Source organism: Priestia sp. 10L35, assembly GCF_056395685.1.
Window position 1 is genome coordinate 544,458 of sequence record NZ_JBFTKA010000002.1, and the last position, 21,721, is coordinate 566,178.

A 21,721-nucleotide genomic window follows, 5' to 3' on the forward strand; every position below is an offset into this window, starting at 1 on the left:
GATGGTACATACCGCTTCAGGGAAACGGTATGTGCTTCTATCAAACTTTCGACGCTCCTATACTTATAATTGCATGTGCAAACTGCTGTAGATCCTCTTTGCTGGCAAAACGGGCATTATTTACTCTCATCGGTTCATTTTCAACGGAAAGCATCACGTCCACAAAGTTAGAGATATTCACAGAGAGTTCATCCCTATCTCCAATCGCAAGGTTTAATCCACTTACAGCTACTAGACGCTTAAATTCTTCTGCACCTGCATAAGCAAGTTCTTGCTTCGTAGAAAATACTTTCTTTACTCCCAAAGCTCTTGCTACCTCTGCGTACAGTTCCACTGCACCTTCAATGTTCCAGTCGTATACAGCATGCAAAGCAATTGAAACCGCGCGGCCGTGATGAATTTTCCCAACTGTTCCTAGAGCATGTCCTATGCAGTGTGCAAGCCCCGTTCCTCCTTGTTCGATCGCCATTCCTGCAAGCGTTGCCGCTATTGCGAGTTTTCCTCTTGCCTCTAAGTTTTCAGGCTGCTGCAGAGCCGTTTCTAAGTGTTGACTCACCAATGATATTGCTTGAAGGCTCAGCGCTTGAATAAAAGGATTCGTACGCTTGCCTGTGCATGCTTCAATTGCATGCACAAGCGCATCTAAAGTAGTCGCAGCTGTCAAGAAATCCGGCAGTTTAACAGTAAATCGCGGTTCTAATATCGCTAGTTCCGGTGCCATGTCTTGATCCCACGCCCATACCTTTACTTGATCGTGAGTAGAAAATACAACCGTGCTTGTTACTTCCGCTCCCGTTCCTGAAGTAGTTGGAAGCATAATCGTTTTCACTTTCTTTTTTGCAAAAGGATTGGCCATTAAAGCATAGTGCATCGTTTCATAATGATCCCCTGCAACTAGCGCAGCCATTTTAGCGACGTCCATAGCTGAGCCTCCTCCAAGACCAATGACGCACTTTATCTGATGTTCACGAATAAGCTGGGCAGCCGCATCAATAGAAGCGGCCGTAGGATCACTTTTCACATCATGAAAAACAAACGTCTCTACACCTTCGTTTTGAAGCGCTTTCAATACGGTGTCTGCTAAACCAACTTTGATTACCCCTGGGTCTGTCACTAACACGGCTCTTTTTTCACCGCTCACTGCTTCAACATCTTTTCCAATTTGCAAAACCCGGTCTAGGCCATACGCTATGCTTGTTTTTGTAGTAAATTCAAATAGTGAATTCATTCGTTTTTCTCCTCTCTTAGCTCATTTACATTATGAAACAATGTCAAATTCATCTCCGTTTTCTAGCGAGGCTTGGGATACAATCGATGGAAATTCAATCACTGACCGGCCTACGTTTACACAATTACAATCATGAAATGATTGAAAAGCTTTGTTAATATCGTCAAGCTGCGTGCGTCCAAGAATCAGTTCGTCTAACATAAATTTTCCGTCTAAATAAAGCTGAGCAATTTTAGGAAAATCACGAAACGGCTGCGTGTCTCCGTAAAAGCTTCCTTTTAACACTTTGCCGACACGATGAAAGCCTCCGCCTGGTAAATTAATAGACATAGATGGGTTAAAAGCTCCTACTACAACTACCGTTCCTCCTTTCCTCGTTCCTTCCCAAGCAGATTCAGTAGCTTTTGTATGACCGGTGCAGTCAATCGCGAAATGGACGCCATGTCCTCCTGTTAAAGCTTTTAAAGCTTCGCTTGCTTCTTCTGAAGCTACATTTATCGTATGAGTAGCTCCGAATGTTTTAGCAAGTTCCAAATTAGCCGGTTTGACATCGCATGCAATAATTTTGCTCGCTCCCGCAATCCGAGCCCCTTGAATAGCATTAACCCCTACCCCTCCGATGCCAAAGACGGCTACGGTCGATCCCGGCGTAACTTTTGCGGCATTCACAGCTGCTCCGTACCCAGTCGCCACACCGCATCCAATTAAAGAGGCTTGAGCCATCGGCATCTCATCAGGAAGTTTAATGCAAGACATTTCCGGCACCACCGCATATTCAGCAAAAGTGGAAAGCAGCGAGTTATGAAAAACCAGCTCTCCATCTTTACTTAATCGAGAGGTACCGTCTAACAGCGTTCCGTTAAACATCGGACCAAAAGCCGAATCACACAGATGTACGGCTCCTGTCACACAAAACTCACACGTGCCGCAGTAAGGCACCCAGCTAAGCGCTACTTTATCTCCTACTTTTACCGTTTTCACGTTTAAACCGACTGCGGTTACAATACCTGCACCTTCGTGACCTAAAATAGTAGGCGTTGGTGTCGAAGGGTCTTCTAAAGCATTTAAATCACTGTGGCACACGCCCGTTGCTTCTATTTTCACAAGTACTTCATTAGCTTTTGGTGCTGCTAAATCCACCGCTAAAATTTCAAGGGGCGCATTAACGCCCGTCATGACCGCTGCTTTCATTTTCATCATGCTTTCCTCCAGCTTTTTAATTTAATAAGCCATCCATATTGCTTTTATTTTTGTGTAAGATTGAAGAGAATGAATCGCATATTCTTTCCCCCATCCGCTTTGCTTCCATCCTCCAAATGGGCTGGCAAAATCATAGCAGCCGTATTTATTGATAAAAACCATGCCTGCTTCTAGCTTTTTGGCTACACGATTGGCTCTTGACACATCTTTTGTCCAGAGTCCAGCTGCTAAACCATAAATCGTATCATTCGCAATTTGCACCGCTTCATCTTCTGTATCAAACGGAATTACACACAGTACAGGACCAAAAATTTCTTCTTGTGCAATGGTCATCTTATTATCAACATCTGCAAAAATAGTAGGACGGATAAAATACCCGTGCTCATTATCTCCACTCATATCGCGCTCGCCGCCCGCTGCTAGCGTAGCTCCTTCACGTATACCGCTCTCGATATAGTGTAAGATTGACTGCATATGAGATTCAGAGACTTGGGCACCTTGATCTGAATCAGGATCAAAAGGACTGCCGCACTTGTAGCTATTTGCATAATCTGCTAACTTACCAACTACCTGCTCGTAAATGTCACGCTGTACTAACAAGCGAGTAGGCGCTGAGCATTTTTCTCCTTTATGTGTAAACAAGCCGTAAAAAGAACGTTCAATCGCAGCATCCAAATCGGGTGCATCGCTAAAGATGATATTTGGTGATTTCCCTCCAAGCTCTAGGGTCACAGGCTTCAAATTAGAGTCCGCAGAATCATGAACCAACTGTTTGCCTACTCCTGTGCTTCCAGTAAAAGATACTTTATCAACTCCCATATGACGGCTGATATGAGAACCGATCGATCCTTTTCCTAAAATTAAATTTAAGACACCTGGCGGTAAGATGTTTGCTTCATCGATGATTTCCACTAAACGAATCGCAGAAAAAGATGTGGTGCTAGACGGCTTTAAAATAACGGTGTTGCCCATCGCTAGAGCCGGCGCTAGTTTCCATGCGGCCATGTCGATTGGAAAGTTAAATGGTACAATTTGACCGCATACACCGATCGGATCGCGCGTTGTATAACTCACAAAATCTCCTTCCACCGGATTGTTTTCACCGTAATATTTATCCGTCCAGCCAGCGTAATACTCAAATAAATCCGATGCTTCTTGTACATCATCATTGTACGATTCTGTATAAAGCTTGCCGTTATCAAGAGACTCCAATGTGGCGAGCTCTGCTTGATGTTTTTTAATTAAGCTGCTTATTTCCCTTAAAATTCGCGCGCGTTCTTTTCTTGTAACGCTTGGCCAAGGACCGTGATCAAACGCGTGTCTAGCTGAAGCTACTGCTTCATCGATATCTTGTTTTGCTGCACTTTGAATTTGGCCATTAATTTCTCCGTTTGCAGGGTTAATAGAATCAATTAGTTCACCGCTTGAACTTTCTTTCCACCCCCCGTTGATATAGAGTTTTTTAGGTTCTTTCAGCCACTCTTTTGCCCATAATAATGCAGGTTGTTCCATTCCTTTAAATAAGGTTTTTTCATTTAGTTTTGTCATATTCACATTCCCTCCATTTTTTCAGCCCTTCATAGCCTGCTTCTTTTAAACTACCTGCAACGCGGCTATAGCCATATTTTTCTTTCATTTCAACAATCAACGGAATACGCGATTGAGAAAGCTGCTGACAGCGCTCTGAATTGGCTGATAAATCCTGCACGCAAAGCGTCGAAAAACTTCTTACAGCGCTGGTTAAAAACTGAATGCTATCTAAAATATTAATTCCAGCGGCTCCTTCGAATACATTTAAATTTAATTCTCCGTGTTCAAAAGCAGCTTGAACGATTCTGTCACATCCTAGCACTTGAAAACAGCATTGAATTAAGGTTTCAGGTACAACCGGATTGACTTTACCCGGAAAAAATGAAGAGCCTGCTTGAACAGATGGTAATTGAATTTCGCCAAATCCAGCTTCTGGTCCAGAAGAGAGCAGCCTTAAATCTTTAGCAAACTTTATAAAAGACGTAGCCAGCTGCTTTAATTCGTTCGAAACATCAGCAAGATCATCAATATTCTGTGCTGCATCAAATAAATTAGCGCGGTGGTAAAGCTGCATACCAGATAGACGTGACAGCTGCTGAACGATTTTACTTCGGTATATCCCTGATGCTCCTATCCCAGAACCAATAACCGTACCTCCAAGATTAACAGCGTGCAGTTCTTCTACAGCTCTTTTTAAATAGCGCGTACGCCGTGAAAGAACCGCTTCATATCCGCTGAATATATCACTAAGCGAAATACTCATCGCATCTTGCAAGCAAGTCCTTGCGATTGTCACCACAGGCTGGAACTCTTCCATCTTTTTTTGAAGAATAGAATGGAGATGCTCCATTTCTTTTTCTAAATAATGATAGCTTTTAATAATCGCAATTCGGATAGCGGTATGACACACATCAGAAGTTGATTGAGATGCATTTACATGTTCAATAGGATGAATAGGAAGATGATGTGGGCACTGCTGGTTTATCAAGCCTGCTATTACTTCATTCACATTCATATTCGTCCCGATACCGCCTCCGCCGTGCAGCACATCAATCAAAAAATGATGTTGATAAGCGGTGCTTTGCAATTGGTCACATGCATTTGATATGGAGTCTCCCATTTCTTTTGGAATTACTCCAGCTTCTACGTTTGTTAAGGCAGCTGCTTTTTTTACGGTTAACAGTGCATGCACGTAGTCCGGATATTCATGCAATCTTTTATTAGAAAATGATAAATTCTCAAGTGTCCTGGCCGTGTGAATGCCATACAAGACCTCTGCTGGGAGCTCAACTTTTCCAAAACTATCTTCTTCCACACGCGTTTTCCCCACCTGTGCTCACCTGCTTTTCAAAATTAAAATTTCATATAAACTGTTTTTACCTGTAAAAATTCTTCAAATCCATGCTTGCCATCGTCTCCGCCGATTCCCGATTGCTTCCAGCCGGAGTGATAGCCTTGATATGCTTCGCCCTGCTGGCGGTTCACGTATACTTCACCGCATTCTAGCTGCGTAGTTAGTTCCATCACATAGCGATAGCTGGATGTATATACATTAGCGGTTAATCCGTATTCAGAATCATTCGCTAGATTAATTGCTTCTTCAAGTGATTCAAACGAAATAATGGGAAGAACGGGCCCAAACACTTCTTTTTGCACGATATTCATTTGTTGCGTACACTGATCTAATAGCGTTGGCGGATAAAAGCTTTCTCCTAATTCCTCTAGCAAATAGCCTCCGCATAATACAGCGGCTCCTTCTTCTACGGCCTCAAGTACCATTTGATGAACGCGGTTCGCTTCAGATTTGTTAATGAGACAGCTCATTTCTGCATCTGGATTAGTCAAACCATCTTTTACTTCTACATTTTGAAACGCTTTCAATAGTTTAGTAGTAAACGCTTCTTTTACACTTTTATGAACGTACACACGCTCAGTGTTATTGCAGACTTGACCGGAGTTAGCTAACCTGCCTCCCTTGATTGCTTCAACCGCTAAATCAATATCCGCATCTTCCATTACAATAGCAGGTGCTTTTCCGCCTAATTCAAGTGATGTACGAATCATATGACGAGAACATTTTTCCATAATACCTTTTCCTACTTTAGTACTTCCGGTAAATGTCACCATGTTTACATCAGGAAATGAGGTTAACGTTTCTCCCACAATGTCATCCATACCTGTCACAATATTAATAACACCTTTTGGAAAGCCGGATTGATGAATGCACTCCGCTAATGCTAAAGCAGATAAAGAAGATTTTACGCTTGGCTTGACCACAACCGTATTACCTGCGACAAGCGCCGGTACGATTTTTCTCATCAGCACATAAATCGGAAAATTCCAAGGTACAATTACCACGACTACGCCAAGAGGCTCTTTATAAGAAATAATCTTCTCCTTTACGTTATCGCTGTCTACTACGTGACCTTCAATGCGTCTTGCCCACTGAGTTTGGTACTCGCCAAGCTCCGCTCCGTAAAACACCTCTGATTTCGCTGCATTTAAGGGTTTTCCCATTTCCTGTGTAATGGCTGTTCCGATGTGTTCAATATGTTCTTCTGTTTTCATGTTCGTTAAAAATTTTTTAATTTGTTCAGCCCGGTCATATGAAGGACGAAGCTTCCACTCTTTAAAAGCTTGTTTAGCGCAATAAACAGCGTGCTCTGTTTCTTCTGTACTGCAGGAAGAGACTTGGGCTACGACTTCACCCGTTCCTGGGTACGTAACATCCATTTGATTGCTGCCTTGAACAAATTCTCCATTTATATAAGCACTGTATTTCTTCACTTTGTGTTCACCCTTTATATCAGTTAAATAGAAACTGTATTTTTTTCACCTACGTAGAAATGATTAATTTCGTACTGTTTTAAAGCTTCTTCATCAAGATCGATGCCTAAACCCGGCTTTTCTGGCGCTACTAAATAACCATCTTTGTCAATCATAAGCGGGTTTTGCTGAATATAATCTCTCCGTTCGTTAGACCATGCTGGAGGATCGTAAGGAAATTCCAAATATGGACAGTGACTGACTGCCGCTGCTAGATGTAAATTTGCCAGTAAACCAATGCCGTTTGTCCATGTATGCGGGCTGAACCAAGCGCCGCTTCCTTGAACAAGATCCGCAACTTTTTTCGTTTGCGTAATTCCTCCTGACAATGCTACATCCGGCTGATAAACGTCTAATGCATTTATTTTGTTTAACTCTCTAAAGTCATGCATATGACGGTTCATCTCTCCCCCTGCGATTCGAATACCTACTCGATCCCGAAGCTTTGCCATCAGTTCAAACTGATGAGAAGGCAGAGGTTCTTCAAGCCAAAACACTTTCAGTTCTTCAAGTTCTTTAGCTACTTGATAGGCCATTTTTAAGTCCCACGTCCGTTCAACGTCCCACGGCATTTTCCATCCTTGATTTGCGTCAACCATAATCTCTAGCTTGTCACCAACGGCTTTTCTGACCGCTTCCACTACTTGAATATCTTCTTTTACATCTTTGTGATGGAAACGAATTTTCATAGCTTTGAATCCTTGCTCTACAAATCGAATCGCACGTTCCGCACGTTCTTCAGGAGTCACGATTTCTCCCGTTGAAGCATAAGCGAGAAGCTTGTTAGATCGGGCTCCAAGCAATTTATAGACGGGCTGTTTTGTTGCTTTCCCCATCAAATCCCATAGAGCTAAATCAAGCGGCCAGCATCTGCCATAGTGAAAATCTATATTTTGAATCACTTGTGCATGTCGTTCAATGGCAAAAGGATCTTGACCGATAAACAAATGTTCATGTCCTTCAAGCCCCATCATTAAATCCCCTGACCCGACTCCCGTTATTCCTTCATCCGTATGTACATAGACAACGGTAGAAGCAAACTTTTTGCGGGGCTCAGGGTCCCAAGCTGCTTTAAAAGGCGGATTTAAAGGCAGTAAATAATGTTTGATCTCTATTCCCGTAATTTTCATTGAATACTAATCTCCTTACGTTTCAGCATTTTTACTTTCACTTATATCTATTGCAAGATGCGTGCCAAGTTCAAATGACTGATGTAACCGCTACTTAATAGAAGACAAAAAATAAATTGTAGAAAATTCACACAATTCATTGTAGAAATTTTCTACACTCTACAATAAAAAAAGCTGCACAATGTGCAGCTTTTAATGTTTTGTATCTATCAAGGAGTAAGCAAGTGATTTTCTAGTAAAAATTTATAGGCAACATCTGATACGTCTTTGTGTAAAATATCAACTTGATAATTCAGTTCTACCATCTTTTTATTCGTTAGTTTACTTGATAGTTCATTTAAAGTGGAAACGACAGACGGATAGCGGCTTGCTAACGATTGTTTTACTACGGGAGCCGCATAATAAGGCGGAAAAAGAGATTGATCTTCCTTTAGTAATACAAGGCCGTATGCTTGAATTCGACTATCAGATATCATTCCAATCCCTACGTCTACTCTGCCTTCTTTCACTGCTAAAGGAATAATTTCTGAATCGATTCCAATGATTTCAGTTGAAAGGGACTTCAACTCATAGTTATTAGCTAATTGCATCAAGCCGTCTTTTCTTTTTAGAAATTCATTATTTGTAGCTATTTTCACTTTTTTATTTTGCTTTTTTATGTAGGAAATCAAGTCAGAAACAGAGTTTAAATGATGCTCCTTTGCAAAAGAACGGTTAACTAAAACCCCCCAGCTGCTGTTAAAATGGCTAGGATGCAGCCACGTTAAGTGTTTTTTCTCATCCTTTTCTTTCACCAGCTGATACAACTTTTTTTCATTATAGACCGGCTCTTGGTTTTGATGCACAATTCTTGCCGTACTCGTATATTCCCAGTACATATCAACATAGCCCGCCAAGCTTGCTTTTCGAATAGAATCGCTGTCTAAAAAGCGTCTTTCATTCACAGTAGCTCCTTGTTCTTTTAATAGAAGCGCGGTCATTTTCATTAGTAGATATTGCTCGGTCATGGATTTCGACCCAACTGTAATACTAACAGAATCGAGAGGCTTCTTTTCTTCTCTAAGAGGGGCAGTACTGGGCTGCTGACATGCTCCCATCACTGTAAAACACAGTACTAGTAAGCTGAATATTTTACGATAGGTCATTTCTTTCATATCCTTTTTCTAAAATTTAAGACCCATTTTTTTCATTTTATAAATTAACGTATGGCGAGCAATTCCTAGTTTTTGAGCTGCTTTCGTTTGATTGCCTTTCATTTCTTCAAGAGCGTTTTTAATCATTTCTTCTTCTACTTCACCTAATGCATGTGATAAATTTGTTTGTTTTGCTTTTATCGGCTGATTCTTATATGAATGAGACTCTTGCTTATTAAAAAGATACGTTAAATCGGAGAGCTCAATTGTCCCGTGCCGTTTTAAAATATGAACTCTTTCAATCGCGTTTAACAGCTCACGAATATTTCCCGGCCAATCATAAGAAATTAGCTGTTGAAGTGCCGCGTTTGAAACAGCAAGCGTCTTATTGTATTTTGAATTTAACTTTATAATGTGATGATGAATGAGCGGTTCAATGTCTTCTTTTCGGTGCCTTAGAGGAGGAATGGTGACCTCCATTAAATTTAATCGATAGTATAAATCTTCCCGAAATTTCTTTTGTTCTACTAATTGTTGAAGCGGTTTATTTGTAGCTGAAATAATTCGGACGTCCAAGGATTCATACTCGTTGCTTCCGAGCTGCATTACTTTTTTTTCCTCGATCACATGCAATAGCTTTGCCTGCATGCTTAACGAAATTTCTCCAATTTCGTCTAAAAAGATGGTACCGCCATCCGCAGCAGAAAACTTACCTTTTTGAGAAGAAGAAGCCCCTGTAAAAGCTCCTTTTCTATAGCCAAACAGCTCACTTTCAAGAAGGGCTTCCGGTATGGCTGCGCAGTTGATAGCGACAAAAGGATTATTTTTTCGATGGCTCTGCTCATGTATCCATTTAGCCATCGCGGTTTTACCTACTCCGCTTTCACCTAGAATTAAAATGCTGGCGTCTGTATCTTTTACGTACTCCACCATTTCAACTAGCTTGTTCATTGCTGGGCTTTTTGAAATAAAGTCTTTGTCTTTATCTTTTTCCATCACCGCATCCGATTGCTTGCCCGTGCATAGCGAAGCAATAATATTTTTTAGTTCTTCAAGTTCGATAGGCTTATTCAAATAATCAGCAGCCCCTATTTTCATAGATTGGACAGCGCTCTCAACATTCCCGTATGCAGTAAGCATGATTACTTTTGATTGCGTTACCTCTTTTAACTTCTTTAATACATCGATCCCCGTCATATCCGGAAGCATATAATCTAGTATCACGACATCTACATTCAGCGTTTTAGCCATTTGGATTCCTTTTTCTCCAGTATATGCCGCGTGCGTATAAAAACCAGATTTCTGAAGCTTTTTGGCTACCATCTTACAAAGGTTCTGCTCATCATCAATCATTAACACACTGCACTTATTCTCCATGTTTTTTAGCCTCCTTGTGTAATTTTCTGTTTGGGAAAACGGCATGTAATGGTTGTCCCTTTGCCTTCTATACTTTCAATAAATAATTCTCCTCCATGTTCTTTTACAATATCTCTTGCAATCGTTAACCCTAGTCCTGAACCTGTTTCTTTTGTAGAGTAAAAGGGATTAAACAGCCACTCTAAGTCCTGCTTGTTAATGCCTGAACCAGTATCTTCTATACGAACAACCACATATTCTTCGTTCATATTCATAGTTTGAATGGAAGCGATAATATACCCGCCCTCATCCATTGCTTCCATTGCGTTTAAGACAATGTTTAAAAATACTTGAATCAATTGATCATAGACCCCTGTAATCAAACATTTTTCTTCAAAGTCTTTTACAATGCTAATGTTTGCTTCATTACACTTTAAACGCAGTAAATGAAACACTTCTTCTAACACTTGTACAAGTGACACTTCTTTCTTTTCCTTTTGACTCATGTTTGCAAAATTAAGAAAATTATTTGTGATCTCTTTGAGACGGTTTACAACGATGAATACGTCCGCAGCAAGCTCTTTTACTTCTTCTGAGCAGAAGCTTTCTTCCGCTTCATCTAGCAAAAGTTCAGCTGATCCTGATAAAATGGCTAGAGGATTCTTTATTTCGTGGGCAATTCCTGCCGTAATTTGTCCAATAGACGCTAGTTTATCACTTTGCTGCAATCTTAGCTGTAACTGCTTTATTTCGGTAATATCTTGCATGACGGCGATAATCCCCATCACTTCACTTGTGTCGGTATAAAAAGTAGATGTCGTAACTTTAACAATTCTTTTTCTGCCGTCTGAATCGAGAATATAGCTTTCTACCTCTTCCATGTCTTTCCCCGATGCCAATGTGTGAAGCAAAATAAAATCTACGCTTTCAGATTTTATTGGTAAATCTTCTAAATTAACACCAATCATGTCCTGGCGCTGAAAAGCAACCATTCTTTCAAACTGCTGATTCACGTATGTAATTTTACTCCTTGGGTCAATTGTAATAATTCCATAAGGAATTCCTTCTAATACATCGTGAAGGTATCTCTCACTTTGCTCAAGCATTTTTTGTTTTTCATAATTGCTGTTTCCCATTTCAATAATTGTACGTGTCAATATACTCAACTCATCATCCCTTGCCGGCGCTTCTTTATTTAATGGCACGAACGTTTGAGAATTCCGGTACGTTTTTGCATAGCTTGTAAGCTTGACGATTGGCTGTAAAATATTTTTGATGCCTAACCATATAAAAAATAAAGCAAGCAGCAATATACTAATAAAACTAACGCGCAGTAAAAGAGATAATTTATGTAAAGGAGAAAAGGCTACGTTAGTCGGTACACCATAAACCAAGTTCCAGCCTTCTTGGTTCGTTTGATAAGCTGCTAAACTCTCTTGTCCATTATGATTTATTTGAGTATAGCCAGAAACGTTTGGTATTTTGTCTACTGAAAACTTCTTGTTAAGCTGCTTATCGCTTGTAGATGCGATGACATTTCCTTTGCGATCCGTTAAAAAACCGAAGTGTCCTCGTGACAGGCTGACGCTTTTTAACACCTCTGATAAATAGTCCCGGCTTAGTTCTGCAACGATAATTCCTTTAAATTCTTTCTCATTAGTAAGAACGGGTACAGAAATGGTTACTACTTTTTGATGACGATAATTTTGAATAAGATCGGATAAAGCGTACGTATGTGTCCAATACACTTGGGTAAAATTAGCGTGATGATAAATTAAATTGTTTTGACTTGAAGCAAAAGGCGTTTCAAACTTTACGCGTTCTTGTTCATTGATATAGTAAATCGAATGAATAACTGAACTTTGTGAATTTGCTTGTTTAGCTCGGTTATACATTCGATTTATGTTAAGATCTGACTCTAGCCCCTCTCCTGCAATAAGCTGCAGCTGTGAAGCCACATGCTCAATTTCTGAATTCAGCCTTTTAGCTATAATATCTTTACTTGCAATGTTTTGAACCTTTACATCTTCTTTAATAATTTTGCTTGCATAGCCCGTAATGATGTAATAAATGATGATGCCCGGTACAATTAAAATAACCGTAAATAAAAGAAGATATTTAGTTGTAATACTTTTTGAAATAGGAAAGTTCACCTTATGCCCTCTCTTTTTTGTTAGCTGCCCCTTAAATGTAAGCGTTATTATCGATATTAAAAGTATAGCAGATATCGCTCGTGATAGGGTCTTTTAATTGTTCAATCGTTCATCATAGCCGCTAATGAGTAAATAATTTTCTTAGAAACTAACGGACTTTTAAAACACAAAAAAGCCTAAAGAAATTTCTTTAGGCTATTCAGTGATATAATTAGCAGCCGTAGCCGCCACCATAACCACCGCTATAACAACTACATCCGATAATTACTAATAGAATAAATAATACAACTAATAAAGCGAAACCAGAACCGAATCCACATCCAGCATTAGACATACAAGCACTCCCTTTCAACGTAATTTTCTGTTGCTAAAACAAAGAAGGTTCAAACATAGGGTGTTTCTCATGGATAGCTTATTGTATGTCTGCCTAGACGTTTTGGTTTGCTGTTCTGCTCATTTTTTAAAAATTGGGCTTGTTTTCGTCTTTACAGCTCAGAAAATGTAATTCCGTAAAAGTAAAGCTCATTTCCACTCTTCCTTTAACATTGCGTAATAATATTCATCCCACCATCCTTTTTCAGTTGGAATACATTTTTTAAAATACCCTTCTCTTCTCATCCCGATCTTCTCCATAACACGATAAGAAGACGTATTCTCAGGTTGACAAGTAGCAATAATCCGATGCAGTTTCATTGTGTTAAAGCTATAGTCCACTATTGCTTTTGCCGCTTCTGAAGCATATCCTTTCTGATGATAGAGAGAATTAAATACCCAGCCAATTTCATAAGTATGGTCCCCAAAATAGTTAAAAAAGACGATATGACCAATTAGAATTTTTTCGTTTTTTAATACAACTGGAAAATTTTTAGCATTTTCTTTTATATTTTCATTTACAAATTTCTTCGCATCATCCTTACTAAACATACCTTCTGGTATGTACTTCATGACATTAGCATCAGATGTATATGCGTAGACATCTTGCCAATCTTCATATTTAAATTTGCGTATTAGTAATCTGTCAGTCTCAATGTTCATGTGGTTCTCCCCTATCTCAAAGCTATCTTTCTATACGCTTGTTTCGATAGTGAAGATATAAAAACCTCTTTGCACCAAGTTACTATTGCTTTTGCTGACGCTTCTTTAAAACAAGATAAAGTGACTCTGCGAAAAAGAAAAACAAAAGAGAAAAAAGGACAAATAATTCGGCCACTTCCATTACACGAAACGGGCTTAAAGCATTGTATAGTGCCTGCAGTACGTTCGTTCCTTGAAAAAGATCAATTCCTACAGAAAGAGCGATCACAGATCCAAATAGCAGCAGGCTAACCCCAATAATTTTCATCATTTTCCCTCCTCACCTAAACATTACTTACCTCATAGGGTCGTCATTTTCATTTACCGTCATGCAAAAGATATTTTGTTAAAAATTACATAATTATACGGTTTTTGGTCAAATTAATAAAAACTATAGTAAGGGTGTTTTCATTTATGCCTTCGTTCTTTAAAAATCAACAATCTAAAAATAAACTTCCACCTCAGTCAGATCAAACAAGTAGCGAACAAACAGCTTCTTCTCTTAAGAATCTGCTGTCTGAGAACCTTACCCTCATTAAAGAGAAAACTGGAAACAGCTCAGATATTGTGATTCGTCATTTTAAAATAGGCGTCAATAACAGCTTGGCTGCTGCTATCGTCTACATAGAAGGGATTGTAGATAATCAAGCTATTCAAGATTACTTACTGCAGTCTCTTATGAAAGATAATCAAAAAAATGACCTAAACGATCAAAATGCATTAGAGTTAATTTCCGAAGACATCGTAACAATCGGCAACGTATCGTTTGCAGACAACTGGAATGATTTACTGTCTTCTTTGATGTCAGGAGACAGCCTTCTTATTGTCGACGGCATAAACCGCGTACTCAGCGTGAGTACACAAGGCGGTGAAAAGCGTGCCATTTCAGAATCTACTACCCAAATGGTAGTGCGGGGACCAAAAGGTGCCTTTACTGAGTCTATTGGCACAAACTTAGCCATGGTGCGCCGAATTATTAAAACATCCGACTTATGGCTAGAATCGATGAAGATTGGCCGAGTAACTAAAACGGATGTCACTCTTATGTATATTCATGGCATCGCAAACGATAAAGTTGTAAAAGAAATTCGAAAGCGATTAAAAAACATTGATATTGATAGTATTTTGGAATCAGGTTATGTTGAGCAGCTGATTGAAGATCAAACGGTCACTCCTTTTCCAACTATTTATAATACAGAAAGACCTGACGTGGTGGCAGGTAACCTTTTGGAAGGAAGAATTGCTATTTTTGTGGACGGAACTCCTTTTGTCCTTATTGCTCCAGCGTTGTTCATTCAATTTTTCCAATCGGCTGAAGATTACTACGCACGCTTTGATATTGCGACGTCCATTCGTCTTTTGCGGGTGTTTATGTTTATGATTTCACTTATCGCTCCTGCTACGTATGTGGCGGTTACAACATTTCATCAAGAGATGGTACCCACGACGCTTATTGTAGCTCTTGCGGCACAGCGAGAATCCGTTCCATTTCCCGCGTTTGTGGAAGCTTTTTTTATGGAAGTCACCTTTGAAATTTTGCGTGAAGCAGGGATTCGTTTACCAAAAGCTATCGGCTCTGCCGTATCGATCGTCGGAGCTCTTGTTATTGGGCAAGCAGCGGTTCAAGCGGGGATCGTCTCACCAGCTATGGTTATTATCGTATCGATTACAGCTATTGCTAGCTTTGCAACGCCGTCTTTCGATATGGCTATTTCAGCGCGATTAATTCGTTTTTTATTTATACTAGGAGCGGCTACATTCGGTTTCTATGGCATTATCCTTATTCTTTTAATGGGGGTTGGACATCTGTGCAGCTTACGTTCATTTGGTGTTCCTTACATGACGCCATTAGCACCCTTTATTCCTGCAAGCAATGAAGATACCTTGCTGCGGTTACCTTGGTGGACGATGAGAAGAAGACCTAAATTAATTAGTGATAACAAAGTTCGTCAAAGCAAACATCAAAAGCCTGAGCCTCCTTCTTCAAGAGGTATGGTTAACCAGGAAATGGAAGAAGATGATCAAAATGAAACGTAAAAGTTTATTTTTACTGGTAATGACCATAATGATGGTATTGCTTACTAGCTGCTGGAGTAAAAAAGAGTTAACGGATCTTGCGTTTGTATCGGCAATGGGCATTGACAAAACGAAAGATGGGCGGTATGAGCTTACCTTTCAAATTATTAACCCAGGAAACGTAGCTGGCTTACAGGGGGGCGGCGGCACCCAAAGTCCGCCTGTTACGATCTATGCTGCTTCCGGTGATAATTTAGTTGAAGCAAGCAGACGCGCTTCGGCTAGAATTTCCCGAAGACTTTATTATGCCCATACAAACTTAATCGTGATCGGAGAAAAACTAGCGCGTGAAGAAGGAATTAACATTCTTATTGATTCTATTGATCGCGATCCTGAATTTCGAATTACGACTTCCTTAGTAATCGCAAACCAGTCAAGTGCTGCTGATTTGGTAAAAGCACTAACGCCTGTCGATAAAATTCCAGCAAACAAAATTATGAAAACGCTGGAGTTCACTCAAAGAAAATGGGGAGAAAACCTAAAGGTTTCCTTTCAAGAAGTGATGAGATCTCTCGAATCTCCAGGAGGAGAAGCACTAGTCTCGGGTTTTCGTTTAGTTGGAAATCCTCAACAAGCAGAAAAATTAGATAATCTCCAGCAAAGCGCACCAGAAGCTACCCTTCGTGCTTCTGGCATTGCTGTTTTTAAAAATGGAAAGTTAATCGACTGGTTGTACAATAGTCCAGCTAGAGGCAGCGTTTGGATTCTTGATAAAATACAAGGAACCGATATTAATGTAGATTGGAAAGGAAAAAAAGAAGCGCTTGCCTATCAAACAGTTCGTCAAAAAACGGATGTATCTGTAAAAATGATAAAAGGAAAACCTTATGCGTCCGTTCACACTCGCGTAGAAGGCGATCTTGGAGAAGTGGAGGTCCCTGTTGATACACGTCAACCTGCTGTCATCAAAAAAATGGAAAAAGCAGCAGGTAAAGAAATAAAAAAAGAATTACAAACAGCTATTAAACAAGCTCAGACAGACAAAGTTGACATCTTCGGGTTTGGAGAAGCACTGGAACGCACGCGGCCTAATCAATGGGAAAAACTCAAATCAGAATGGGATGACGTTTATTTTCCAAAATTAAATGTAGACGTTACGGTAGAAGCTTACATTCGCCGAACAGGTCTGCGCAATAAATCATTTCTCTCTAGCCTAAAAGAAAAACAAAACTGAGGTCAGGAGGTTCTGGCTATATGGAAAAAGCAAAAATTAGCGCCACTCAATTATTTATTCTCATGGTTTTATTCGAGCTGGGAAGTGCTTTATTAGTTCCTCTTGCAATGCGAGCGAAGCAAGATGCATGGCTAGCTATTTTAATTGGAATGCTGTGCAGCTTTTTTTTCTTCTTAGTCTATCATAAGCTCTATTCCTACTATCCGGACCTCCTGCCTACAGAATATATGCAGAAAATTTTAGGGAAGGCACTTGGAACACTTCTTGCATTCATATACATTGTCTATTTTTTATACGATGCATCACGAGTTCTAAGAGATTTCGGAGAGATGCTTCTTACTTTTGCCTATCCCGATACGCCTTTATTTATTGCTAATGCCTTGTTAATGCTGGTCATTATCTATATAACTCGAAAAGGTATTGAAGCGATAGCCAGATCAGGAGAGCTTCTGTTTATTTTCATGTATTTTCTAGCTGTTGCAGGCTTCATCTTAATTATTAGCTCAGGGCTAATTGATTTTAAGAACTTACAGCCGATATTAAAAGAAGGAATACTTCCTGTTGCCAAAGTTGCTTTAACTGAAACGCTATATTTCCCTTTCACAGAAGCTATTGTATTTACCATGCTTCTTCCTTATTTAAGCAACCCCAAAAAAGCAAGTGTCACCATGCTATGCGCAACGGGATTAAGCGGAATTAATTTAATTATTACGATGATCATTAACATTAGCGTGCTTGGGGTTGATTTGACGACAAGATCACAGTTCCCTCTTCTTAGTACTGTTCAAACGATTCAAGTAGCTGATTTTTTAGAGCGTCTCGATGTATTTTTTATGTTTGCTATGGTTATTGGGATTTATTTTAAAGTTAGCATCTTGTTTTATGCCTCTATCATAGGTACAGCTACTTTATTTAAAATTAAATCGCCTTCCCGTCTAGTGTATCCTTTAGGCATCATTGTGTTGTTTTTGTCGATTACAATCGCTAGTAATTTTCAAGAACATCTTTATGAAGGGCTACACGTAGCGAGATTTCTTTTACATATGCCTCTTTTTGCTATCGTACCTATACTGCTTTTGATTATCGCCTTTTTGAAAAATAGGAAGAAGCAGCACAGATAGTATATCTCTAATAAATAGAAAAAATAGCGTTAAAATTTTCGAGGTGATGTTCGTGTATATATGGTTTTATGATCATTTTGTTAATACCATCTTATTTCCGCTTACTTGTATCATGCTAGTGTGCGTCTCATTAGGACTGTATGCATACTTTAAGCTAAAAAAATAAAAAATTGATATTAGATGGCTATTTCCCTCATTCAAAACAAGAAAGATACAACAAGATAAAAAGCAACTGTTATTCCTGCTGCAATTAAAGCTGGCTTTAATTTATACTTGGCATATTCAATAACAGATAAATCTAATATTTTGGCGATGGTATTCGTATCGTCGCTTAAAGGCGAAGAAAACGCTCCAAATGAACCGCTTGCAAATACGGCACCGATAATCAGCGGCAAAGAAAGATCTGCAGAACTTGCAAGCGATACGCCAAGCGGCATTAAAATCCCCCACGTCCCCCAAGCAGACCCGATAAAGTAAGAAATAGCAGCCCCAAATACAAACATAAAAGGAGTGACAAACATTTGAGGAATCCACTTAGAATGTGCGGTCACGAAATTCGAAAACCCCAAGTCTTCTGTAACAGCGGATAATCCCCATACTACCGATAACAACAGGATAACGGACATTAAGTCATTGCCTCCTGTGATAAAACCATTAAGCAAATTCTGTAATGTAAAGCGCTGAAACAAGAAAAAAATGAGGGTAATTAACGTAGTCATAATTAAAGCTACTACCATCGCTTCTAGCACGTCTGCTTTAATAAATGCTTCAAAAAAGGTGTGACTCTTATGATGTCCACTCCACCATGTTAAAAGTAAGGTGAGTGAAATCACAACAAGTAAAGGCACTAACAGATTCCAAGGCTTAGAAGGCAAATCCTTCGATACGCAAGGGTGACAATCATGCCAATCTTTTTCGTCTTCTTCCTCAAGCTTCATAGGAACTGTAGATGTTGAATGATGAAAAAAGCTTAAATAAATCCCTACTAAAATAATCACAATCGAAAAGAAATTATATGGAATGCTTTGAATGAACAAAGAATAAGCGTCTTGTTTTATGCCTTGATGATCAATCGCCATTTGAATGATTGATACCATATATCCTACAAATGCCGTTGCCACGGGAATTAAGACGATAACAGGAGTAGCAGTTGTTTCAATAACAAACCCTAGCTCTGCTGTCGTCATTTTCACTTTTTTCAGCAGCACTCTCATGATGGGCGCGATTGTAACAAAGCGAAATGTGGGAGCACTGAATGTTCCAATGGTTGAAACATAGGTTAAAATAAGGGCTTTTTTTCTTGTATCAATTCTTTCTGCAGCAGTTTCCACAAACCCCTTAACTCCTCCAGCCATCTTAATCATTCCGATAAGCCCTGAAAAAGCGTATAAAAAGACAACGATTTCTATATTACTTTTGTTTCTAAGAGCTTGTACAATGTAGTGAAGTAGTTTTTCAACACCTCCGATAATCGAATGATCAATCAAATAAGCGCCTACTAGTAGGCCTAAAAACAACCCTGGCAGCACTTGTTTAGTGAAAATAGCTATTGGAATAACAATTAAAAACGGTATAATTGAAAACCAACTAGATTCCATAGGACTCTCCCCTATCTTAAAAACCATATTAGATGTCTTCACGTATCGTTCATTAGCTTTTAATGTAACCCCAATATTATGTGTATATTCACGAAAACAACACGTATAAGCAGTACTGCTTTAATAAAATATTTCTGATTAAAAACAGCATAATAAAACTCTTTATTTCTACAGCAAAAAAGCAGTTTGCACATGCAAACTGCTTTTGAAAAGAAGCGGAAGACGAGGTTCGAACTCGCGACCCCCACCTTGGCAAGGTGGTGTTCTACCACTGAACTACTTCCGCGCGTATATGAAAGTAAAGATGCGGGTGAAGGGACTTGAACCCCCACGTCATAAGACACTAGATCCTAAGTCTAGCGCGTCTGCCAATTCCGCCACACCCGCTTGTGAATTAAAAGGTAACTCCAAAATGGCAGGGGCAGTAGGAATCGAACCCACACTGACGGTTTTGGAGACCGTAGTTCTACCTTTAAACTATGCCCCTAGAAATGATTTCTTCAAAAGAACCTCGTTTATCAACGACGCTATATCATAATAAAACATATATGGAATTTCGTCAATAGGTCTTTTGATGAATCATAACTAGTACTAGGGGTTTCAAAAAAACTGTGAGGCATATCACAGTTTTTTACACATTCCCTTCACCAGCTGCAGTCCTCTTTAATCTCCTCTATTTGTTTTTAAAGACTCTGCTGTAACACAGTACTATACAAAATGTCTCCAAAATCGTGTAAAGACCGAAAGAATATGTAGGAGTGCAGATTTTACGGGAGGCACGTTTTTTTGAGAATCCGTATTAATATCCACAGGTTCTCCCTCATTCCCCACGAGCATACTGTGAGAAATTTTAGTTTCAATAGCTCCTGTTAACTGGGCTGCAAATTCTTCACTATCTATCATAACCATGGATTCAGTATTTAAAAATGCAGAGCGTGAATCTAAGTTAAAAGAACCAACTGCACTTAAACGCTGATCATAAACAACAGATTTCCCGTGAATTGAATAGGGCTTTTGATATTCATAAAGCTTCGAACCAGCTTTTATAACGCGATTTTTCACTCCCAAGTATGCAGAAAAAGCCATAGCATTTGGAGTGGATGTAATAGAATTAGTTAAAATAATTCTTTGCACTTTTGGTTTTACTTGCTTATCTATATACTGTTCCATTTCTTTTGTTGGTACGATATAAGGGCTTTGAACAACAATGGATTTTTCAGCTTGCTGGGAAAGCTTAATAAATGTTTTCCATATAAAAGGGCTTTTATTCATTCGTTGAATAGGATTTGTAATAAAAGAAATCTTTCTTGTAGGCATCGTTGCTTCTCTCCATACAATATAAGGATGGACAAAAGGTTCGTTTACTTTTTTGGCCTCTTCGTATTGATCTATCAATAATTTTTTTCCTGAAAGACCGCGAAATTGTTTAGTTTTCTTGGGCTTTGGAAAAGCTTTTCGTGTATACGGATGATTCCATAATTTTTCTATATACTTCTCCATTGAGAGAATGACACTATGACTTTCTTGCTTTGTGTTATAAATCAGTACATCACGGTCATAGACAAAATTTTTATTTGGTTGACTAGCCAAGTATTTATCTCCAATATTTCTTCCTCCAATAATACCTAATTGGCCATCGACTACTATTATTTTATCGTGAAGACGGTTATGCCATGTCCAAGGTTTAAAAATAGTAAAGGGCTCATAGTACTTTAATTCAATATTATTGTGGAAAGCTAGAGCATAAAGAACATTTTTCCTCTTGCCTTTTAACCCATGAGCGATCCCATCTAACAACAAGCGAATACGTATACCTCGGTCCGCAGCTTCGAACAAAGCGCCCATAAGTAAATCCGAAGAACGGCCTTTACCGATGGAAAAGTATGCAATATTAATTGTATGCCTCGCTTCTTGAATCATCTGCATCCGAACAAGCCCTGAAAAATAACCATTTTCTAAAAGCATAACTCGATCTGTGGATTCTTTCTTCCCGTAAAAATTCTCAGTATTCATTACTTTTAAGTCTTTTCCCTTGTGTAAAGGGACATAAAACAGTACCACTGCAGTTACGAATACATATATGAAGTACAATACGACAATCATTATTAGTATGTTTATTAGC

Annotated in this window: 17 protein-coding genes and 3 tRNA genes; 3 read left to right on the forward strand and 17 right to left on the reverse strand. The window is 39.2% G+C overall.

Features of this window, described 5'->3' with window-relative positions; all coding sequences use genetic code 11:
- Nucleotides 1–40: 40 nt before the first annotated feature.
- The 12 genes from AC1DEF_RS08745 to AC1DEF_RS08800 all read right to left on the reverse strand — a co-directional run bounded on the left by AC1DEF_RS08745 (nucleotide 41) and on the right by AC1DEF_RS08800 (nucleotide 13,898).
- The gene (locus tag AC1DEF_RS08745; protein ID WP_097823477.1) at nucleotides 41–1,228 is read right to left on the reverse strand and encodes an iron-containing alcohol dehydrogenase; all 1,188 of its coding nucleotides are present in this window, start codon (nucleotides 1,226–1,228) and stop codon (nucleotides 41–43) included.
- 30 nt (nucleotides 1,229–1,258) lie between these two features.
- A complete protein-coding gene (locus AC1DEF_RS08750) occupies nucleotides 1,259–2,428 on the reverse strand; it encodes a Zn-dependent alcohol dehydrogenase (RefSeq protein ID WP_255255707.1) in 1,170 nt (389 codons plus the stop codon).
- A 21-nt stretch (nucleotides 2,429–2,449) separates the two neighbouring features.
- Complete coding sequence (locus tag AC1DEF_RS08755; protein ID WP_318331297.1) at nucleotides 2,450–3,976, reverse strand: aldehyde dehydrogenase family protein; 1,527 nt, start codon at nucleotides 3,974–3,976, stop codon at nucleotides 2,450–2,452.
- Entirely contained in the window at nucleotides 3,960–5,288 is a 1,329-nt protein-coding gene (locus AC1DEF_RS08760; protein ID WP_318331296.1) for a lyase family protein, read from the reverse strand. Before AC1DEF_RS08760 ends, AC1DEF_RS08755 begins: the two co-directional genes overlap by 17 nt.
- A 23-nt stretch (nucleotides 5,289–5,311) precedes the next feature.
- Complete coding sequence (gene aldA / locus AC1DEF_RS08765) at nucleotides 5,312–6,745, reverse strand: aldehyde dehydrogenase (RefSeq protein WP_255255708.1); 1,434 nt, start codon at nucleotides 6,743–6,745, stop codon at nucleotides 5,312–5,314.
- A gap of 23 nt (nucleotides 6,746–6,768) precedes the next feature.
- Nucleotides 6,769–7,914, reverse strand: coding sequence for a mandelate racemase/muconate lactonizing enzyme family protein (locus AC1DEF_RS08770; protein ID WP_318331295.1), 1,146 nt, complete (start codon nucleotides 7,912–7,914; stop codon nucleotides 6,769–6,771).
- 209 nt (nucleotides 7,915–8,123) lie between these two features.
- The gene (locus AC1DEF_RS08775) at nucleotides 8,124–9,059 is read right to left on the reverse strand and encodes an ABC transporter substrate-binding protein (protein ID WP_176521224.1); all 936 of its coding nucleotides are present in this window, start codon (nucleotides 9,057–9,059) and stop codon (nucleotides 8,124–8,126) included.
- A gap of 18 nt (nucleotides 9,060–9,077) precedes the next feature.
- A complete protein-coding gene (locus AC1DEF_RS08780) occupies nucleotides 9,078–10,424 on the reverse strand; it encodes a sigma-54-dependent transcriptional regulator (protein WP_176521226.1) in 1,347 nt (448 codons plus the stop codon).
- A 5-nt stretch (nucleotides 10,425–10,429) separates the two neighbouring features.
- On the reverse strand, nucleotides 10,430–12,556 hold the full coding sequence (locus AC1DEF_RS08785) for a sensor histidine kinase (protein WP_097823485.1): 2,127 nt from the start codon (nucleotides 12,554–12,556) through the stop codon (nucleotides 10,430–10,432).
- Nucleotides 12,557–12,767: 211 nt separating this feature from the next.
- A complete protein-coding gene (locus AC1DEF_RS08790; RefSeq protein WP_013056948.1) occupies nucleotides 12,768–12,890 on the reverse strand; it encodes a YjcZ family sporulation protein in 123 nt (40 codons plus the stop codon).
- Between the two features lie 188 nt (nucleotides 12,891–13,078).
- Nucleotides 13,079–13,591: a GNAT family N-acetyltransferase gene (locus tag AC1DEF_RS08795; protein ID WP_097823486.1), complete on the reverse strand. Its 513-nt coding sequence runs from the start codon at nucleotides 13,589–13,591 to the stop codon at nucleotides 13,079–13,081.
- Between the two features lie 82 nt (nucleotides 13,592–13,673).
- A complete protein-coding gene (locus tag AC1DEF_RS08800) occupies nucleotides 13,674–13,898 on the reverse strand; it encodes a YczF family membrane protein (RefSeq protein ID WP_029321624.1) in 225 nt (74 codons plus the stop codon).
- A gap of 146 nt (nucleotides 13,899–14,044) precedes the next feature.
- Here AC1DEF_RS08800 and AC1DEF_RS08805 point away from each other — a divergent pair, with 146 nt between their 5' ends.
- The 3 genes from AC1DEF_RS08805 to AC1DEF_RS08815 are packed head-to-tail and all read left to right on the forward strand — an operon-like array spanning nucleotide 14,045 to nucleotide 18,001.
- The gene (locus AC1DEF_RS08805; protein WP_097823487.1) at nucleotides 14,045–15,667 is read left to right on the forward strand and encodes a spore germination protein; all 1,623 of its coding nucleotides are present in this window, start codon (nucleotides 14,045–14,047) and stop codon (nucleotides 15,665–15,667) included.
- On the forward strand, nucleotides 15,657–16,880 hold the full coding sequence (locus AC1DEF_RS08810) for a Ger(x)C family spore germination protein (protein WP_097824361.1): 1,224 nt from the start codon (nucleotides 15,657–15,659) through the stop codon (nucleotides 16,878–16,880). The genes AC1DEF_RS08805 and AC1DEF_RS08810 overlap by 11 nt, the downstream gene beginning before the upstream one ends.
- Before the next feature lie 20 nt (nucleotides 16,881–16,900).
- On the forward strand, nucleotides 16,901–18,001 hold the full coding sequence (locus AC1DEF_RS08815; RefSeq protein ID WP_097823488.1) for a GerAB/ArcD/ProY family transporter: 1,101 nt from the start codon (nucleotides 16,901–16,903) through the stop codon (nucleotides 17,999–18,001).
- A 197-nt stretch (nucleotides 18,002–18,198) separates the two neighbouring features.
- Here the strand turns inward: AC1DEF_RS08815 and AC1DEF_RS08820 are convergent, their stop codons facing one another.
- The 5 genes from AC1DEF_RS08820 to AC1DEF_RS08840 form a co-directional block, all read right to left on the reverse strand.
- Entirely contained in the window at nucleotides 18,199–19,599 is a 1,401-nt protein-coding gene (locus AC1DEF_RS08820; RefSeq protein WP_097823489.1) for a Na+/H+ antiporter NhaC family protein, read from the reverse strand.
- 214 nt (nucleotides 19,600–19,813) lie between these two features.
- Nucleotides 19,814–19,885, reverse strand: a tRNA-Gly gene (locus AC1DEF_RS08825).
- 19 nt (nucleotides 19,886–19,904) lie between these two features.
- Nucleotides 19,905–19,986: transfer RNA gene (locus AC1DEF_RS08830), tRNA-Leu, on the reverse strand.
- Nucleotides 19,987–20,012: 26 nt separating this feature from the next.
- Nucleotides 20,013–20,086: transfer RNA gene (locus AC1DEF_RS08835), tRNA-Trp, on the reverse strand.
- Between the two features lie 221 nt (nucleotides 20,087–20,307).
- Nucleotides 20,308–21,702, reverse strand: coding sequence for a phospholipase D-like domain-containing protein (locus tag AC1DEF_RS08840; RefSeq protein ID WP_097823490.1), 1,395 nt, complete (start codon nucleotides 21,700–21,702; stop codon nucleotides 20,308–20,310).
- Between the last annotated feature and the right edge of the window lie 19 nt (nucleotides 21,703–21,721).

Bases quoted from the DNA above. Each gene is read 5' to 3' on its own strand.
- AC1DEF_RS08755 (WP_318331297.1), bottom strand. From the start codon at position 3,976: ATGACAAAACTAAATGAAAAAACCTTATTTAAAGGAATGGAACAACCT.
- AC1DEF_RS08795 (WP_097823486.1), bottom strand. From the start codon at position 13,591: ATGAACATTGAGACTGACAGATTACTAATACGCAAATTTAAATATGAA.
- AC1DEF_RS08800 (WP_029321624.1), bottom strand. From the start codon at position 13,898: ATGAAAATTATTGGGGTTAGCCTGCTGCTATTTGGATCTGTGATCGCT.
- AC1DEF_RS08820 (WP_097823489.1), bottom strand. From the start codon at position 19,599: ATGGAATCTAGTTGGTTTTCAATTATACCGTTTTTAATTGTTATTCCA.
- AC1DEF_RS08810 (WP_097824361.1), top strand. From the start codon at position 15,657: ATGAAACGTAAAAGTTTATTTTTACTGGTAATGACCATAATGATGGTA.
- AC1DEF_RS08745 (WP_097823477.1), bottom strand. From the start codon at position 1,228: ATGAATTCACTATTTGAATTTACTACAAAAACAAGCATAGCGTATGGC.
- AC1DEF_RS08790 (WP_013056948.1), bottom strand. From the start codon at position 12,890: ATGTCTAATGCTGGATGTGGATTCGGTTCTGGTTTCGCTTTATTAGTT.
- AC1DEF_RS08840 (WP_097823490.1), bottom strand. From the start codon at position 21,702: ATGATTGTCGTATTGTACTTCATATATGTATTCGTAACTGCAGTGGTA.
- AC1DEF_RS08815 (WP_097823488.1), top strand. From the start codon at position 16,901: ATGGAAAAAGCAAAAATTAGCGCCACTCAATTATTTATTCTCATGGTT.
- AC1DEF_RS08750 (WP_255255707.1), bottom strand. From the start codon at position 2,428: ATGATGAAAATGAAAGCAGCGGTCATGACGGGCGTTAATGCGCCCCTT.
- AC1DEF_RS08780 (WP_176521226.1), bottom strand. From the start codon at position 10,424: ATGGAGAATAAGTGCAGTGTGTTAATGATTGATGATGAGCAGAACCTT.
- AC1DEF_RS08775 (WP_176521224.1), bottom strand. From the start codon at position 9,059: ATGACCTATCGTAAAATATTCAGCTTACTAGTACTGTGTTTTACAGTG.
- AC1DEF_RS08805 (WP_097823487.1), top strand. From the start codon at position 14,045: ATGCCTTCGTTCTTTAAAAATCAACAATCTAAAAATAAACTTCCACCT.
- AC1DEF_RS08770 (WP_318331295.1), bottom strand. From the start codon at position 7,914: ATGAAAATTACGGGAATAGAGATCAAACATTATTTACTGCCTTTAAAT.